This window comes from Variovorax sp. 01N429, from assembly GCF_056399425.1.
This window is the reverse complement of the sequence record NZ_JBFTRG010000020.1, coordinates 36,703-52,566: the sequence shown is the minus strand read 5'-3', so window position 1 is coordinate 52,566 and position 15,864 is coordinate 36,703. Positions and strand designations below refer to the sequence as shown.

Here is a 15,864-nt window from a genome sequence, read left to right as displayed (position 1 = left end):
GTCAACCCAATGTGATGAGCGAGCGTGCACCTTCGCGCCGCCCAATGATGTTCAACAAGTTCGAAAGTGCGTCTTCCCGCCCCGGAGCGGCGCTGGCTTCGCCGTCGAAATGCAGTGCGGTCCCACTCCATCGGCCGCTGCCGTTGAGTTGCAGGCTCCCGTCAAGGGTGGTCAGCAGGATGGTCGGCGACGACCCTCCTTCGAGAGCAATGCGATAGCTGCCCATCGGCCGCAAGGTCGACAGGCTCGATGAGATATCGACCGCATCGAGCGTGGCGCGGCCCGCGATTGCCAGCCGGGGGCCGCTCCAGCGCAGGTTGAATGCCTGCATTGAAACGTCCAGCATGCCTTCGAGCTTGAGCGTGTTCCATGGCGCACCGAAGCCGGTGAGCAGCGCCGCCGGCCAGCGGGATTGGCCGTCGCGCCAGTCGAGTTCGAGCCCGTTCCCGCGCGGGCGGGCCCGGAACTCCAGCGGCTTGACGGCGCAGCACGGAATGTCGAGCGCAGCCGTCACGCCATCCCATCGCGGCCGAACCGTCCAGCCGAGCGTGCCCGGCAGGGAGACGGGCTCGGCACCGCCGACACCGCTCGCGAACACGAGGCCAGCCGTGCCGGTCCAGACCGTGCCGCGCGCATTGACGAGCTGCAGATGGCCGTTGGTCCACTGCGAGAGTCCGGCGGCGAGCCAGCGTGCCGGCGCGAAGAACGACACCGCCAGTGCGATGCCGATCAGCGAACCCAGCAGGGCCCAGCGCCAGCCGGCAGCGGCTGAAGTGGGGGTTGAGCGAGAAGTGGCCATTGCGGACTCAGCGTGCCGGCAGGCTCATGACCAGGGTGCCGTCCCAGCGCGCGCCGGAGGGCCCCGTTCCCGACGGGGGCGCTTTGTCGGACTGGGTGGATTGGGTCGATGGGGTGGACTGCGGTGACTGCGTATTGCGCGTCAGGTGCACTTCACGAGGTACGGCGCGCGCATTGCTGCGGGCCTGTGTGAACCACTGCGCGAGAGCATCGGCGGTCGCGCCGCGCAGCGCGATGGTCGCGCCTTCTCCGGCACCGGCGGATTGAAGCTGGGCGGCGCCGCCGAGGTCCTGACGGACCGATGTTTCCAGGCTGCGCATGGCGTCGTCGCGGGTCGCGCGGGGCTGCGACTGCAAGGCCTTTGCCTGCGCCTGGAGGTTGACCATCTGCTGCAGCTGAGCATCGAGCTGGGCGTGTTCGGCGGGCGCTGAAGTGAGGGTGCGCAAGGCAGGCGCCAGCGCCACCCACCAGAAGAGGGCGACCAGCACCAGCGTCACCGCCCCGAGGATCATGCGTTGTTCGCGAACGTCCAATTCAGACCACCAGGCTTGGCGGCGCGCCTCGAGGGCTTTGAACCCCTTCATCGGGCGGCCTCCGCCTGGACCAGGAGCAGGTCTCCCTCGGTGCGTGCGCTGTATCCGCGCGATGAAAGTGCGGATGTCACGGTGCCCGTCTCCGAGGGTTGCAGGCCGAGGCCGCGCAGGCGCAGTTGCCCGGCGGTGAAGTCGATGGCGGTCGGCGTTCGGCCTTTGGGAAGGCTGGCTGCCAAGGCACTGAGCATGGGTTCGAGGTCGCTGGCGGTGACGCCGCCGGTGGACTGCTGCAGTGCCGCGACTTCGCGCGTCATCTGGACGGGTGCATCGACCACCAGTTGCACTGACGGAAAAGTTTGCGTGAGCACATTGCGGACGGCACTGCGCTTAGCGGCCAGGGCGTTGCGCTCTTTCCAGGCCCACGCATTGAGGCCGATCAGTTGCGTCAGCAGCAGGATCAACACGCCCCAGCGGGCGGCGCGCCACCGGGGTGCGCGCCAGAGCTCGCGCGCGACAGCGACGGCTTTCTTGCTCGCGCGGGCTCGCCCGGTGGATGCGAGTTCGAATTGCGCCAGGTCCCACGGCGATTGCGTGGCCTGGAGCCAACGCTCCGCCGGCAGGACGATGGGAACGCGCTGCCCGAGCACGCTTTCGGCCAATTCGGCGACCGCCGGTTCGGCCAGCGCGGTCGAGCCCGGGGGAAGCGGGCCGGCCAGCGACAGCGCGGCGCTGTCCAGCGGCAATATGGCCACGCCCTCGGTGCCGCAGACGACGCAAAGCGGCGCGTCCGGTTCGCCAATGGCCGTGAGCGTCGATGGGACGCCAGGGGGCCGCGGCGTGAATTCGGGGACGATGCGCGTCACGCGCCGGCCGGCCGCTTCGAGCGTCTGCACCGCGCTCTGCAGCCACAGCCGGTTGCATGCCGCTACCCATGCCGGGACATCGGCGCGAGCACCGGGCTCAATGGCGAAATGCATGGATTCGGGATCGTCGAGGAGGCGATCCTCGAGCAGGCCATTGAGTACAGAGCGGAGGCGCGCACTGCTGCTCAGGCTGCCCTGCGGCAGTATCACCTGATGCCAAGAAATGGCGGCGGCGGGTACGCCGACGATCGTTTCGTCGCTCGTCGGCAACAGGGCTGCGGGGGCGGTCCCCTGCGACCGCAGCTTGCGGCCATCGCTGGACCAGTCCGCCCAGCCGTATTCGGTGGTGGCCGATCCGGACGTGACAGGAATGGTTACAAGCAGCACAGGCGTCCGAGGAGGTAAAGGGCCGTCATTGTAGGAGCGTGACCACAGTGGTTGCTACTGATTTGATAGCGACTTGCCCTGATGCTATGGGCGTCGCGCTCATTTGTGACCCAAAACGAAAGCAAAGGCAAAACCTTCAGGACTTGGGCGGCGGCAACGTGGCGCCTGCGCCACGTTCGCGCCACACGATCCGGACGTCGAGGTTGTCGCGCCTGAGCAGCGTTTGCTCTTCGATCCACGCGTTGTCCAAGCGCAACCGCGCATGCACTTCGAAGTAGTTGGTCGATACGCCTTGCTGTCCTTCGACGAATTGGGTCGAGCTTTCCTGGACGAGCGCGCTGGCGTCGGCGGTGGACTTGAAGTACTTCCGCGCCCTGGCTTCGACCAGCCTCTTGGCGCCCGCCAGGTCGAGCTTGGGCATGCTGGCGTAGATCACCTCGGCGCTGGCGGTGTTCAGATTGATGGGCGTGCTGGTGGGCAAGACGGTGACGTAGGGCTCGAGCGCCGCGGCGGTGGAGGGCGAAAGGCCTAGCCAGACCAGTTGTGAGGTGTGCTGTGGCATCAAGGGGCCGGTGGTGGCGACGCCCGTGGGTGCGACTGTCGCCGCCGCCGTGGCCGCGGCGGTGTCGCTCGACCCCGTGCTCGACGTGGTGTCCGTCACCGTGCCCGAGTTGTTGGTCGGCACCGTGGCCGCAGCGGGAAGGGCGCGTTGCAGGTTGCTCCTCAGCGTCTCGACCTCGCTGGCGGGCAGCCCCAGGAGAGTGAACAGTTTATTGAACGCCTGCACATAGGCTTCGACCGGCTTCCCGTTCTGGATGAGGTTTCTCACGTTGAGCTTGGATTGCGCGTCGATGATGCGTCCGGAGAGAAACGCATCCGGCAGACCTTCGAGTTGGTCGCTGGAGATGTTCTTGTCGGCGGCCAGGAAGCTCGCCAGCTTGGCTTCTGCCAGTGGAATCGCCCAAGGCTCGGCCAGGTAGTCGGCGCCGGTGTTGGCGCGTGAGTCTTCGCGCAGGATCAGGCGCGACCAGTCGAGCGCTCCGATCAGCACCCACCCGGCTTGCATGCGCGCGCGCTCGGCGCTTTCGACTTCGGTGGCACGCCATTGCTGCCAGAGCGCCGCCACTGCAAAGGTCGCCACCAGCGTGACGGTGAGCATGGCGGTGAGCAATGCCGCACCACGCTGAGCCGGTTTGTGTCCGCGCATGTTCATGATTTCGGTACCGTCACGGAAGGGCGCACCCAGTCGCGGACGATCTGCCCTGCCAGGGCTGCGCCCGGCGGAAGGCCAATCACCAATCGAACGCCGTCTGGCAGAGGTGTGCTCGTCCCGAGCGTTTCAGAGCTGACGGCCGGTCCCCAGGCGTCGTTGCGGAAGTAGGCGATTTGCCAATCCGTCAGCGGCATCAGGTCGACCTGCGCGTCGCCCGCCTGATTGCCGCCGCCTTGCGCCCAGGCAGAAGCGCGGTCCCATGCCTGCTGCCATTCGTCGTGCGTGGCGAAGCCAGGTGACTGCCACCGGCTCCAATGGGTGCCGTTGGCGGAGTCGGTGCGCAGGGTCCAGGCTACGACGAAGACGGAGGGCACGGCGTTGTCGGTGCTGCGCCGGGTGAGCCGCAACACACGTCCGTCCCAGTCCATGGCGGGGGTTTGCTGCAGGGCCACGGTGGCGTCGAGGTCGGCGCCCCATTGCGACAGCGTGGTTTGCAACGTGAGCACGCCGTCGCCGCGTTCGCGATTCACGGCCTGCGAGCGCGCCATGCCGTCGAGGCCGCGCCAGCTCATCAGCGCAAGCAGCGCCATGACGGCGATCGCCACCAGGAGCTCAATGAGGGTGAAGCCGCGCGACGTCCGCATCAGTAGCGTCCCACGACCGTGGAGATCCCGAACACGGGCGCACCGTCGGCATCGCGCACCTGCACGTCCACGCGGCGAAAGTTCGGATTCAACGTTGGGGTTGTCGAGACGATCACCCCAAACGCCGTATTGGCCTGCGTACAGGTCAGCCCCGCATCCCCGATGGCCGGCATCTGCTTTGCCAGGCGCGCCTTGATCAGCTCGTTTTCGGCGCAGATCTGGGCCAGCATCACGTCCGATTGGCGCTGCGCATTTCGGGTCAGCGCCATCGTCGCCTGGGTGCCGGCCATCAGCGCGATGGCGACGATGCCCAGGGCGACGAGCACCTCGATCAGCGTGAAGCCGGCTTGGCGGAACCGGGCCTTGGCGTGAGGGCGCGTCAGCTTCATTGTGGAATCACCGCGAAAGGCCGCAGCCCGTCGGTGCCGATGATGAGGCTGCGGCTGGGCGGTCCCTGCGCCGTCATCAGCACCTGTTGCGCCGCGATGATGGGGTCCGGGCCCAACTGCAGCGCGCCGACGGCGACGCCGCCCGGGGCCATGGGTTGTGCCGAGATGCCTTCGGAGAGCCATCTCGTAGGCAGCGAGCCCGAAGGCAGCCCGTCGAAGCTGAAGTTGCCTGGGCCCTGCGGCGTGGGGCGCCATCGCACGACGACTCCGCTGGCTCGCGACTGCGCACGGGCGGATTCGAGCAAGGCGGCGAGCCTTTCGGCCTCACGGTCGAGAGAAGCCTGGCTGGTGTCGCGTATGGCAAACCCGACGCCTGCCGTAGCCAGCGCGATGATCGCGATCACCACCAGCAACTCGAGCAGCGTGAAGCCGCCCGTCCCGCCGCGAATCTCGTGGGTCCGACGGCGGCGGAGCCTACTGCCAGCTGCCGATGTCGGCATTCTTGCCCTCGCCGCCGGGCTGGCCATCAGCGCCGAGCGAAAGCACGTCGATTTCGCCCTTGATGCCCGGATTCAGATACTGGTAGGGATGCCCCCAGGGATCGTTGGGCAGCTTGTCGATGTAGGGCTTCCAGTTGGGTACGGCCGGGCCGGTGGTGGGGCGGGCGACCAGTGCCTGCAGGCCTTGATCGCCCGAGGGATAGCGCTGGTTGTCGAGCCGGTAGAGCTTGAGCGCCTGCATCAGGTTGTTGATGTCGGTCTTGGCGGCGGTGACGCGGGCGTCGTCGGCACGTTCGATGACGTTCGGGACGATCAACGCGGCAAGCACCCCGATGATGACCAGCACGACCATCAGCTCGATGAGCGTGAAGCCGCGCTGGAGCGAGCGCGAAAGAGAGCGGTGAGAAAGGGGCATGGAAGGAATTGACGCGTGGGAGTGGCGGCGACTGCCGCATCCGCTGAATGATAATCCGCCTCCATGGCAGTTCCTTACGCACCCGCCCGATGGCCCGTCGCCGTCACGACGACGGCTTTCTGGGCGCTCGCGGCGGCGAGCATCGTGTTCTGGGGATTGCGGCTGGCCGCGCCCTCGGACGCTATCGCACCGCCCGCCGTGGCCAAGGCGCAGGCGGAGCCGGATCCCGCGGCTGTGGCGCAGATGCTCGGAGCCGTGTCGGCGCAGTCCGCGGCCGCGACACCCGAGGCGGCGAGCCGCTTTGCGCTGCTGGGCGTGGTGGCCGATGCCGACCAGCAAGGGGCCGCGCTCATTGCCGTCGACGGCAAGCCGCCGCGCCCCTTCAAAGTCGGCGCGACCGTTGCGGAAGGTTACGTACTGCAATCAGTCAGCACCCGTGCCGCATCGCTTGGCGCCAGCGTCGACACGTCGCCGGCATTGACGCTGCAATTGCCGACGCGTCCGCTGGCCGTCATGTCGCCGCCGACGCCTCTCGAGGGCGGAGCAGTTGCAGCGCCAAGGGCCCCGGGAGCGCTCGGAGTGCCGGGTGCATCCGCGCCGCCCCTGACAAGGCCGCCAGCACCGCGCCGCTGAACGCGCTCCCTCAAGACTGCAAGAACAGCCGATACGCCGGGTTGTCCGTTTCTTCGACGAAGGGATAGCCCAGCGCCTGCAGAAATTCGTCGAAGGCCGCAGTATCGGCCGCAGGCACCTGGAGCCCGACGAGGATGCGCCCGTAGTCCGCGCCCTGGTTCCGATAGTGGAAGAGGCTGATGTTCCAGTTCGGTCGCAAGAGGCTCAGGAACTTCAAAAGCGCCCCCGGACGTTCCGGAAATACAAACCGCAGAAGGCGTTCGTCGTGCGCGAGCCCCGAGCGGCCTCCCACCATGTGCCGGATGTGTTCCTTGGCCAGTTCGTCGTGCGTGAGGTCGATCGCGCCGAAGCCATGTTCCACGAAGGTATCCGCAATCGTCCTGGATTCGCCTCGGGTCGTCGTCGTCAATCCCACAAAGACGTGGGCTTCCTTGGCTTCGCTGATGCGGTAGTTGAACTCCGTCACGTTGCGCGATGCGCCCGGCAATTGCCCGACCAATTCGCAAAAGCGCCGGAAGCTGCCTCGCTCTTCGGGGATCGTCACCGCCAACAGCGCCTCGCGCTCTTCGCCGACCTCGGCGCGTTCGGCCACGAAGCGCAGCCGGTCAAAGTTCATGTTGGCGCCGCAAAGGATGGCGGCATAGGTTTCGCCGCGCGTGCCGCGTTCCTCGACGTACTGCTTGATCGCAGCCACCGCGAGCGCGCCCGCGGGCTCGACGATGCTGCGCGTGTCGATGAAGACGTCCTTGATTCCCGCGCAGACCGCGTCCGTGTCGACGGAAATGAACTCGTCCACCAGATTCGACGCCAGACGGAACGTTTCCTCGCCCACCAGCTTGACCGCCGTGCCGTCGGAGAACAGGCCGACGTCGGGCAGTGTCACGCGCTCATGCGCCGCGACCGACTGGATCATCGCGTCCGAATCGTTCATCTGCACGCCGATCACCTTGATCTCGGGCCGCACAGCCTTGATGTAGCTCGCGACGCCTGCCACGAGCCCGCCGCCGCCAATGGCGACGAACACCGCATGCAGCGGCCCCTGGTGCTGGCGAAGAATCTCCATCGCGATCGTGCCCTGGCCGGCGATCACGTCGGGATCGTCGAAAGGATGTACGAAGGTCAGGCCGTGCGCCTTTTGCTGCTCGAGCGCATACACGTAGGCATCCGAATAGCTGTCGCCGTGCAGATGCACCTCGCCGCCGAGGGCTCGCACGGCGTCGATCTTGAGTTGGGGCGTTGTCACCGGCATCACGACCACCGCTCGCGCTCCGAGCTTGCGCGCGCCCAGCGCCACGCCTTGCGCATGATTGCCGGCCGACGCGCAGATCACGCCGCTGGCGAGCTGTTCGGGACTCAGATGCGCCATCTTGTTGTAGGCGCCTCGCAGCTTGAAGCTGAAGACGGGCTGCTGGTCTTCGCGCTTGAGCAGAATGGTGTTGCCCAGCCGGGCGCTGAGCGCGCGTGCCGGTTCGAGGGCCGATTCGACCGCGACGTCATAGACACGCGCAGTCAGGATTCGCTTGAGGTAGTCGGCCGGGGTGAGGTTGACGCCAGGGGGCTTGGTCGTGGACATAGGGCCGCGATCATAGGCTCAAGAAAAAAGCCCCGGGCCTTGCGGCTCGGGGCTAAATCCACCAATTGGGAGGGTGGAGGAGACAACCGGTGCACACGGTGTCGTGTGCGATGAAATAAAGTATATCGACTGTTTGTTGCATTGCAACAAGGGCGTGGCGCTTTTCGAACACAAATTCACGCTGGCGAGAGCTTTTGTCTGCCGATGGTGGAACCTCTTGAACCGGCAGAACCTGGAGTCAGCAAGATGGAATGCACAGTGAGTTGGACCGGCAATACCGGCGCGAGATCTGCGATGGGCTTCGTCGCCGAAACGGGAACCGGCCACGTCCTCATGATGGACGGCGCCCCCGATGCGGCAAAGCCTGAAAACGGCGGGCAGAACCTTGCCGCGCGACCGATGGAGACTCTGCTCGCCGGCACCGGCGGTTGCACGGCCTACGACGTGGTGTTGATCCTGAAGCGGGGCCGGCACCAGGTCGAGCGCTGCAGCGTCAAGCTGACGAGCGAGCGCGCCGAAAAAGATCCAAAAGTATTCACGAAAATTCACATGCACTTTACGGTGGCCGGCAAAGGCGTCCCCGCCACAGCCGTCGAAAGGGCAATCGCGCTGAGTCATGAGACCTATTGCTCAGCGAGCGTCATGCTCGGCAAAACGGCCGAAATCACGACCAGCTTCGAGCTGATCGAACTCTAGGGGCAAGCGGCCCGCTCAGATGCGGTGCGCGACGGTCGTCATCACGCGCGCCGTCGCTCGCATCAATGCCTTGGCCGACGGCGGCAATTCTTTGGCGCCTGCACTCCAGGCTTGCGATGCATGTCGCGCTTCATCCAGCTTCATCTGGTTGATGACCGCCCTCGATTCGGTGTCGCCTGCCGGTAGCCTGTCCAGGTGGCCGTCGAGGTGCGCTTCGACTTGGCGCTCGGTTTCCGCCACGAACCCCAAGCTCAGCGCGTCGCCAAGACGTCCTGCAACAAGGCCCAGTCCGAAAGCGCCGGCGTACCACAGCGGATTCAACATCGAAGGCCGTGCGCCCAGGTCGTCGAGCCGTTGCTGCGTCCAGGCGAGGTGGTCGGTCTCTTCGCGCGCCGCGTTGCTGAAGTGCACGCGCAATTCGGCATTGCGGGTCACGGCCGCCTGCGCTGTGTAAAGGGCCTGTGCACAGACTTCCCCCACGTGATTGACCCGCATCAGGGCGCCCGCTTCGCGGCGTTCCGCGTCGTTCAGGGCACCCGAAGGGGAGTCGGGCGGCGGGGTCGGCCGGGTGGCGTGCGGTTTGGCAAAGAGGGTACGCAGCGCCGCGTCTGCTACCCCGAGCAAGGAGTCGAGCGATCGGTTCATGAGGCGATTGGAACCCAACTGCGACCCCACTGCGGCCCGTAACAAATCGTGCGACTTAAGTTTCACATCGTGAAGGCATGGTTGGCGCGCTGGCTTTGTTGCAACAGTGCAACGAAACGCCAGACACGGCTGGTTTTTCGGGCGAATTGTTTTGCCCTGACCGATCGGCTCTGGTGCAATAGCGACAACTTCCCAAAAGGAGGTTGGCCCGGGGTCCGGTGGGAGCACAAAAGTGCCAGTCACGGTGAGCCCTTCGCACCGGAGCCCTATGTTTAACCTTGGAGAAACTTGCAATGAAAAAATCCCTAGTTGCCTTGGCTGCTCTGGCTGTCGCCGGTGTTGCCTCGGCCCAGTCGTCCGTGACGCTGTTCGGCGTGGTTGACGCTGCTGTCAGCAGCTACTCGAATACGTCGGAAACGGCTTTCGGTACCAGCATCAAGACGAGCCAAACCGCCCTGAGCAATTCGGGCTACAACTCCAGCCGTCTGGGCTTCCGCGGTACGGAAGATCTGGGTGGCGGTCTTGCAGCCAGCTTCTGGCTCGAAGCTGCTCTGGGCAACGACAACGGCACCGCTGGTGTTGGCAACATCACGACCGCTAGCAGCCAGTTCTTCAACCGTCGTTCGACGGTGAGCCTGTCGGGTGCTTTCGGTGAAGTCCGCCTCGGTCGCGACTACGTGCCGACCTTCTGGAACGACACCGTGTTCGATCCGTTCGGCACCAACGGCGTTGGCACCAACCTGATCTCGACGGCTAGCGGCTACGGTCCTGGCGCACCCAGCGGCTTCATCGCCAACACGAACTACGTGCGTGCAAACAACTCGGTCGGCTACTTCCTGCCGCCGAACCTGGGTGGTTTCTACGGTCAGGTGATGTACGCCATGAACGAGAACGTTAGCTACGATCCGGGCAGCCTGACGCCTCCTGGCGCCACCGCCTTCATCGCTAACCCGACCGCTCCTGGTACCAATGGCCGCGCTGGCCGTTACATCGGTGGTCGCGTCGGCTACGCCAACGGCCCGTTGGATGTCGCTCTGGCTTACGGTCAAAGCACCATTGCTTCGAACTACTTCGCCGGTACGACGAACAACCTCGACATCTGGAACCTCGGCGCTTCGTGGGACTTCGGTGTTGTGAAGCTGTTCGGCGAATACTCGAACAACAAGCTCAAGACCGACAGCACGTCTGGCGTTGTCTCCGGCCTGACCAACCCGTTCGCATTCCGCGAGCCGGGCGCCAACGGCGGCCTGATCGGTGTGACCGTGCCGGTCGGCCCTGGCCTGATCCGCGCTTCGTACTCGACCGTCAAGTACAACAACACCAGCAACATCAACCAGCTGACCGGCCTGTTCGCAGATCCGAAGGCTGACAAGTGGGCCCTGGGCTACGTGCACAACCTGTCGAAGCGTACGGCTCTGTACGCAACGGTGGGCTACGTGAACAACAAGGACGGCGCTGCCCTGATCGTTGGCGGCCCGGCCTTCTACACGACCCCGGTTGCTGTTGGCGGTGTGGCGTTCACGCCCGTTGCACAACACTCGGTCGGCTACGACTTCGGTATCCGTCACGCTTTCTGATCTGACGCTGGCGTAAGCCAGCATCAATGGGAAGTCTTGAAAGCCACCCGACGAAAGTCGGGTGGCTTTTTTCATGGTGCGGACCTCGGGGAACTCCTGCTTGGGCATGCACTTTGCTCTGCTAGCATGGATGAACATTTCGTCTGTTGAATGATCGCTTTCATATTGCGCCGGTTGATCCAGGCCGTGATCGTCATGGTCGCGGTTGCCTTCATCGCCTTCCTTCTTTTCCAGTACGTGGGCGACCCGGTCGTGTTCTTGCTCGGGCAGGACGCAAAGCCCCAGCAGATTCGCGAACTGCGCGCCGCCCTGGGGCTCGACCAACCGTTTTTTGTGCAGTTCTGGCACTTCCTCGTCAACGCCGCACAGGGTGAATTCGGACTGAGTCTCCGCCAAGGCGCGAAGGTCTCGCGGCTCATCGCAGAGCGCTTTCCGGCCACGCTCGAGCTGTCCATGGTCGCTGCGGTCCTCGCTCTCGTCATCGGCATTCCGATGGGTGTCTACGCCGCGCTGCGGCGCGGCAGCTTCATGAGCCAGATGTTCATGACGCTCTCTCTTTTGGGCGTCTCGCTGCCGACCTTTCTCATCGGCATCCTGCTGATCCTCGTCTTTGCGGTGCTGCTCGGATGGTTCCCCAGCTTCGGGCGCGGCGAGACTGTGCGGCTCGGCTGGTGGAGCACCGGCCTTCTCAGCAGGGACGGCTGGATTCACATCGTGTTGCCCGCTGCAACACTCGCCATCTTCCAGCTCACGCTGATCATGCGTCTCGTGCGCGCCGAGATGCTCGAGGTACTGCGCACCGACTACATCAAGTTCGCACGCGCACGGGGCCTTTCCGATCGGTCGATCCACTTCGGGCACGCGCTCAAGAACACGCTGGTGCCCGTGATGACGATCACTGGACTTCAGCTGGGCGGGCTCATCGCCTTTTCGATCATCACCGAGTCGGTGTTCCAGTGGCCCGGCATGGGCCTGCTCTTCATTCAGGCGGTCACCTTTGCCGACATCCCGGTGATGGCCGCGTATCTTTGCCTGATCGCGCTTATCTTTGTCGTCATCAATCTTGTGGTCGATCTGCTCTACTTTGTGGTCGATCCGCGATTGCGTGTCGGTAATGCTGGAGCACATTGATGACTGAGCCACGTCTGCGAGCGGCCGGAAGAGCGTTCGCGCACATTGCCCGCTTCTATCCCGAGATCACCGCGTTCCGCCGCGATCTGCACGCGCATCCCGAACTCGGTTTCGAGGAGGTCTACACCTCGGGCCGCGTCGCCGAAGCCCTGCGCGCCTGTGGCGTCGACGAGATCCATACCGGCATCGGCAAGACGGGCGTGGTGGGTGTGGTCCGCGGCAACTCGACGGCCAGCGGCCGCATGATCGGACTGCGCGCCGACATGGACGCATTGCCGATGTGCGAAGACAACGATTTCGCATGGCGCTCGGCCAAGAAGGGGCTCATGCATGGCTGCGGCCATGACGGGCACACGACGATGCTCGTAGGTGCGGCACGCTATCTCGCGGAAACACGCAATTTCGACGGCACCGCCGTGCTGATCTTCCAACCGGGCGAAGAAGGCTTTGCCGGTGCGCGCGTGATGATCGAGGACGGCCTCTTCGATCGCTTTCCGGTGCAGTCGGTGTATGCAATGCACAACTGGCCCGGCATGCCCGCAGGCACTGTCGGCATCAATCGCGGCGCCATGATGGCCGCGGCGGACCGCATCACGATCGAGGTCACAGGCAAGGGCGGGCATGGTGCGCACGCCTATCTCACCGTCGATCCGGTGGTGGTGTCCGCGCACATCATCACGGCGGTGCAGAGCATCGTGTCGCGCAACGTGCGGCCCATCGATGCCGCCGTGATCAGCATCTGCGCGGTGAGCGCCGGCGATCTCGGTGCCATGAGCGTGGTGCCCGGAAAGGCAACGCTCGTGGGGACGGTGCGGACCTTCAGTTCGCGCGTGCAGGAGCAGGTGGAGCAGCGGCTTGCCGAACTGTGCAGTGCCGTCGCGGCTGGCTTCGGCGCGACCGCGCAAGTGAAGTTCGAGCGCATCTACCCCGCAACCATCAACACCGCGCCGGAAGCTCAGTTTGCCGGCGACGTCGCGCAATCGCTGGTCGGCGCGCACAACGTCGAGCGCAACATGGAGCCGAGCATGGGCGCCGAGGATTTCTCCTTCATGCTGCAGAAAAAGGCGGGTGCCTATCTGCGCATCGGGCAGGACGCCAGGGGCGGCGCCTTCCTGCACAACAGCCGGTATGACTTCAATGACGAGATCCTGCCGCTCGGCGCCGCATTGCATGCGGGACTGATCGAGCAGGGCATGCCGCTGGCCGCGACGGCCGGCAAATCCAGAAACAAGTTGGCCCAGACGGCCTCTTGATCCTTTCCAACCCCGAGGAGCTTCTCATGAGTCTGAAGAAAAGCGTGGTCGCGGCAGCGATCCTGTCCGTGCTGACGGCGACGAGCCTTGTGGCCGGTGCTCAAACCATCCGCGTCGCAAACCAGGGGGATGCACTTTCGCTCGACCCGCATTCGCTCAATGAATCGCTGCAACTGAGCGTCACCGCCAATGCCTACGAGCCGCTCGTCGGCCGCAACAAGGACTTGAGCCTGGCACCGTTGCTCGCAACGAGCTGGAAGCAGACCGCGCCGAACGTCTGGCGCTTCGAACTGCGCAAGGGCGTGCAGTTTCATGACGGCACGCCGTTCACTGCCGACGATGTCGTGTTCACCTTTGCACGCGCGAAGGGCGAGGGCTCGGACATGAAGGCCACGCTGAGCGACATCAAGGAAGTGCGCAAGGTCGGCGACTACGCCGTGGAGATGGAGACGAACGGGCCGCTGCCGATCCTGCCGGACGTGATCACGCTCACCATGATCATGAGCAAGAAGTGGTGCGAGGAGAACGGCGCCGCGAAGCCGGTCGACAAGCGCAAGGGCATCGAGAACACCGCTTCCTTCAAGGCCAATGGCACGGGCCCGTACCGCGTGCGAGAGCGCCAGCCTGACGTGCGAACCGTGTTCGTCCGCAATCCCACCTATTGGGGCAAGATCGAAGGCAACGCGCAGGAGATCGTCTTCACGCCCATCGCCAATCCGGCCACGCGCGTCGCTGCGCTGATTTCCGGCGAAGTCGACGTGATGGAGCCCGTGCCGGTGCAGGATATCGCCCGCATCAACGCAAGCCCCAGTGCGCGTGTCATCACCGGCCCGGAGATGCGAACCATCTTCCTCGGCATGGACCAGAAGCGCGACGAACTCCTCTATTCGAGCGTCAAGGGCAAGAACCCGTTCAAGGACAAGCGCGTGCGCCAGGCCTTCTACCAGGCCATCGACATCGCAGGCATTCAGCGCACCGTGATGCGCGGCGCATCGCGGCCGACGGCGCTGCTGGTTGGCCCGGGCGTCAACGGCTGGACCGCCGAGCAGGACAAGCGCCTGCCTTACGACGTCGATGCCGCCAAGAAGCTGCTGGCGGACGCGGGCTATCCCAATGGCTTCGAAGTGTCGATGAACTGCCCGAACGACCGCTACGTGAACGACGCGCAGATCTGCCAGAGCGTCGCCGCGGGGCTCGCCCGCATCGGCGTCAAGATCAACCTCATCGCCGAAACCAAGGGCAGCTATTTCCCGAAGGTGCTGCGCCGCGATACCAGCTTCTACATGCTGGGCTGGACGCCGACGACCTATGACTCGCACAACGCACTCAGCTCGCTGATGGCCTGCCCGGATGACAAGGGCGCGGGCCAGTTCAACCTCGGTGCCTATTGCAATCCGAAGCTGGACGAGATCACCAAGCAGATCCAGTCGGAGACCGACAAGACCAAGCGCAACGAGCTGATCAAGGCAGCGTTCAAGATCCATGCGGACGATGTCGGGCACCTGCCGCTGCATCAACAATCGCTTGCGTGGGGTGTGAGCAAGAAGGTGGAGCTCACGCAGCTCGCCGACAACTTCATGTTCTTCAAGTGGATGAGCATCAAGGCGCAGCAGCAACCCTGACGCCCGGCTCGATTCGAGCGCCTGGGGTCCGCCGCGGCGGACCCCGCTTTCACGCTTTCACTCTCCACGATGAACAAGAGAATCGCCAGTTGGCTCGACAGCGATGTCGGCCATAGCTTTCGCAACTCGCCCGTTGCGATGTTCGCGGCCCTGATCGCATTCGCATGCCTCTTCTGCGCGGTCTTCGCCAACTGGGTGTCCCCGCACGATCCCTTCAACCTCGCGGTGCTCGAACTCGGCGACGCGCGCCTGCCGCCGGCATGGACTGCGGAGGGCACGCGAAAGTATTTGCTCGGCACCGACGATCAAGGGCGCGACATCCTCTCCGCGGTGATGTACGGCGCGCGCATTTCGCTCGTGGTCGGCCTGGTCTCCGTGATGCTGTCGATGGTTGTCGGTGTCTTGCTGGGGCTGATTGCCGGCTTCTTCGGCGGCTGGCTCGATGCCATCCTGATGCGGCTTTGCGACGTGATGCTGTCGTTTCCGGCGATCCTGGTTGCGCTTCTGATCGCCGGCGTTGGTCGCGCGCTTTTTCCTGAAGCGCATGGTCCCGTCGCGTTTGGCGTGCTCATCCTCGCGATATCGCTGACCGGCTGGGTGCAATATGCGCGGACGGTGCGGGGCTCCACGTTGGTCGAGCGCCACAAGGAATACGTGCAGGCCGCGCGCGTCACGGGTGTCTCGCGGCTGCGCATCATGCTGCGGCACGTGCTGCCCAATGTGACAGGGCCGGTGATGGTGCTCGCGACGATCCAGGTTGCGACGGCGATCATCACCGAGGCAACGCTGTCGTTTCTGGGCGTGGGCGTGCCGCCGACCTCGCCGTCGCTGGGCACGCTGATTCGCACCGGCAACGACTATCTCTTCTCCGGCGAATGGTGGATCACGGTCTTTCCGGGGCTGATGCTGGTGCTGATCGCGCTGAGCGTGAACCTGCTCGGGGACTGGCTTCGCGACGCACTCAATCCCAAACTCCGTTGACGCGGTACTTC

At 64.8% G+C, this 15,864-nt stretch carries 17 protein-coding genes; 7 read left to right on the top strand and 10 right to left on the bottom strand.

The annotated features are described in order from the left end of the window. Nucleotide 1 precedes the first annotated feature (1 nt). From gspN to gspG, 8 genes are all read right to left on the bottom strand, one after another. The gene (gene gspN / locus AC1DSF_RS26005; protein WP_478125344.1) at nucleotides 2–799 is read right to left on the bottom strand and encodes a type II secretion system protein N; all 798 of its coding nucleotides are present in this window, start codon (nucleotides 797–799) and stop codon (nucleotides 2–4) included. Between the two features lie 7 nt (nucleotides 800–806). Next, the gene (gspM, locus tag AC1DSF_RS26000; protein WP_478125345.1) at nucleotides 807–1,382 is read right to left on the bottom strand and encodes a type II secretion system protein GspM; all 576 of its coding nucleotides are present in this window, start codon (nucleotides 1,380–1,382) and stop codon (nucleotides 807–809) included. Then, nucleotides 1,379–2,581, bottom strand: a complete 1,203-nt coding sequence (gene gspL / locus AC1DSF_RS25995; RefSeq protein ID WP_478125346.1) for a type II secretion system protein GspL — start codon at nucleotides 2,579–2,581, stop codon at nucleotides 1,379–1,381. Before gspL ends, gspM begins: the two co-directional genes overlap by 4 nt. A gap of 136 nt (nucleotides 2,582–2,717) precedes the next feature. Continuing rightward, the gene (gene gspK / locus AC1DSF_RS25990) at nucleotides 2,718–3,788 is read right to left on the bottom strand and encodes a type II secretion system minor pseudopilin GspK (RefSeq protein ID WP_478183691.1); all 1,071 of its coding nucleotides are present in this window, start codon (nucleotides 3,786–3,788) and stop codon (nucleotides 2,718–2,720) included. A gap of 2 nt (nucleotides 3,789–3,790) precedes the next feature. Continuing rightward, complete coding sequence (locus AC1DSF_RS25985) at nucleotides 3,791–4,438, bottom strand: PulJ/GspJ family protein (protein ID WP_478125348.1); 648 nt, start codon at nucleotides 4,436–4,438, stop codon at nucleotides 3,791–3,793. After that, on the bottom strand, nucleotides 4,438–4,827 hold the full coding sequence (gspI, locus tag AC1DSF_RS25980) for a type II secretion system minor pseudopilin GspI (RefSeq protein ID WP_478125349.1): 390 nt from the start codon (nucleotides 4,825–4,827) through the stop codon (nucleotides 4,438–4,440). Before gspI ends, AC1DSF_RS25985 begins: the two co-directional genes overlap by 1 nt. Further along, the gene (locus AC1DSF_RS25975; protein ID WP_478125350.1) at nucleotides 4,824–5,327 is read right to left on the bottom strand and encodes a prepilin-type N-terminal cleavage/methylation domain-containing protein; all 504 of its coding nucleotides are present in this window, start codon (nucleotides 5,325–5,327) and stop codon (nucleotides 4,824–4,826) included. The genes gspI and AC1DSF_RS25975 overlap by 4 nt, the downstream gene beginning before the upstream one ends. Further along, the gene (gene gspG / locus AC1DSF_RS25970) at nucleotides 5,302–5,742 is read right to left on the bottom strand and encodes a type II secretion system major pseudopilin GspG (protein ID WP_478125351.1); all 441 of its coding nucleotides are present in this window, start codon (nucleotides 5,740–5,742) and stop codon (nucleotides 5,302–5,304) included. Before gspG ends, AC1DSF_RS25975 begins: the two co-directional genes overlap by 26 nt. Nucleotides 5,743–5,805: 63 nt before the next feature. On the opposite strand from gspG, the gene AC1DSF_RS25965 reads away from it, so the two are divergent. Continuing rightward, on the top strand, nucleotides 5,806–6,375 hold the full coding sequence (locus tag AC1DSF_RS25965) for a type II secretion system protein N (RefSeq protein WP_478125352.1): 570 nt from the start codon (nucleotides 5,806–5,808) through the stop codon (nucleotides 6,373–6,375). 10 nt (nucleotides 6,376–6,385) lie between these two features. On the opposite strand, the gene ilvA is transcribed toward AC1DSF_RS25965, so the two are convergent. Continuing rightward, nucleotides 6,386–7,948 (bottom strand): threonine ammonia-lyase, biosynthetic, encoded by a 1,563-nt coding sequence (gene ilvA, locus AC1DSF_RS25960; protein ID WP_478125353.1) that lies wholly within the window; start codon nucleotides 7,946–7,948, stop codon nucleotides 6,386–6,388. A gap of 246 nt (nucleotides 7,949–8,194) precedes the next feature. On the opposite strand from ilvA, the gene AC1DSF_RS25955 reads away from it, so the two are divergent. Continuing rightward, complete coding sequence (locus AC1DSF_RS25955) at nucleotides 8,195–8,644, top strand: OsmC family protein (RefSeq protein WP_478125354.1); 450 nt, start codon at nucleotides 8,195–8,197, stop codon at nucleotides 8,642–8,644. 15 nt (nucleotides 8,645–8,659) lie between these two features. Here the strand turns inward: AC1DSF_RS25955 and coq7 are convergent, their stop codons facing one another. Continuing rightward, nucleotides 8,660–9,289 (bottom strand): 2-polyprenyl-3-methyl-6-methoxy-1,4-benzoquinone monooxygenase, encoded by a 630-nt coding sequence (coq7, locus tag AC1DSF_RS25950; RefSeq protein WP_478125355.1) that lies wholly within the window; start codon nucleotides 9,287–9,289, stop codon nucleotides 8,660–8,662. Between the two features lie 293 nt (nucleotides 9,290–9,582). On the opposite strand from coq7, the gene AC1DSF_RS25945 reads away from it, so the two are divergent. The 5 genes from AC1DSF_RS25945 (at nucleotide 9,583) to AC1DSF_RS25925 (ending at nucleotide 15,853) form a co-directional block, all read left to right on the top strand. Continuing rightward, nucleotides 9,583–10,866, top strand: coding sequence for a porin (locus tag AC1DSF_RS25945; RefSeq protein WP_478125829.1), 1,284 nt, complete (start codon nucleotides 9,583–9,585; stop codon nucleotides 10,864–10,866). A 150-nt stretch (nucleotides 10,867–11,016) separates the two neighbouring features. Beyond that, nucleotides 11,017–11,997, top strand: coding sequence for an ABC transporter permease (locus AC1DSF_RS25940; RefSeq protein WP_478125356.1), 981 nt, complete (start codon nucleotides 11,017–11,019; stop codon nucleotides 11,995–11,997). After that, nucleotides 11,997–13,250: a M20 aminoacylase family protein gene (locus tag AC1DSF_RS25935; protein WP_478183690.1), complete on the top strand. Its 1,254-nt coding sequence runs from the start codon at nucleotides 11,997–11,999 to the stop codon at nucleotides 13,248–13,250. Before AC1DSF_RS25940 ends, AC1DSF_RS25935 begins: the two co-directional genes overlap by 1 nt. A gap of 26 nt (nucleotides 13,251–13,276) precedes the next feature. Next, complete coding sequence (locus AC1DSF_RS25930) at nucleotides 13,277–14,872, top strand: ABC transporter substrate-binding protein (protein ID WP_478125358.1); 1,596 nt, start codon at nucleotides 13,277–13,279, stop codon at nucleotides 14,870–14,872. A 69-nt stretch (nucleotides 14,873–14,941) separates the two neighbouring features. Next, nucleotides 14,942–15,853, top strand: coding sequence for an ABC transporter permease (locus AC1DSF_RS25925; RefSeq protein WP_478125359.1), 912 nt, complete (start codon nucleotides 14,942–14,944; stop codon nucleotides 15,851–15,853). The last annotated feature ends 11 nt before the right edge of the window (nucleotides 15,854–15,864 follow it).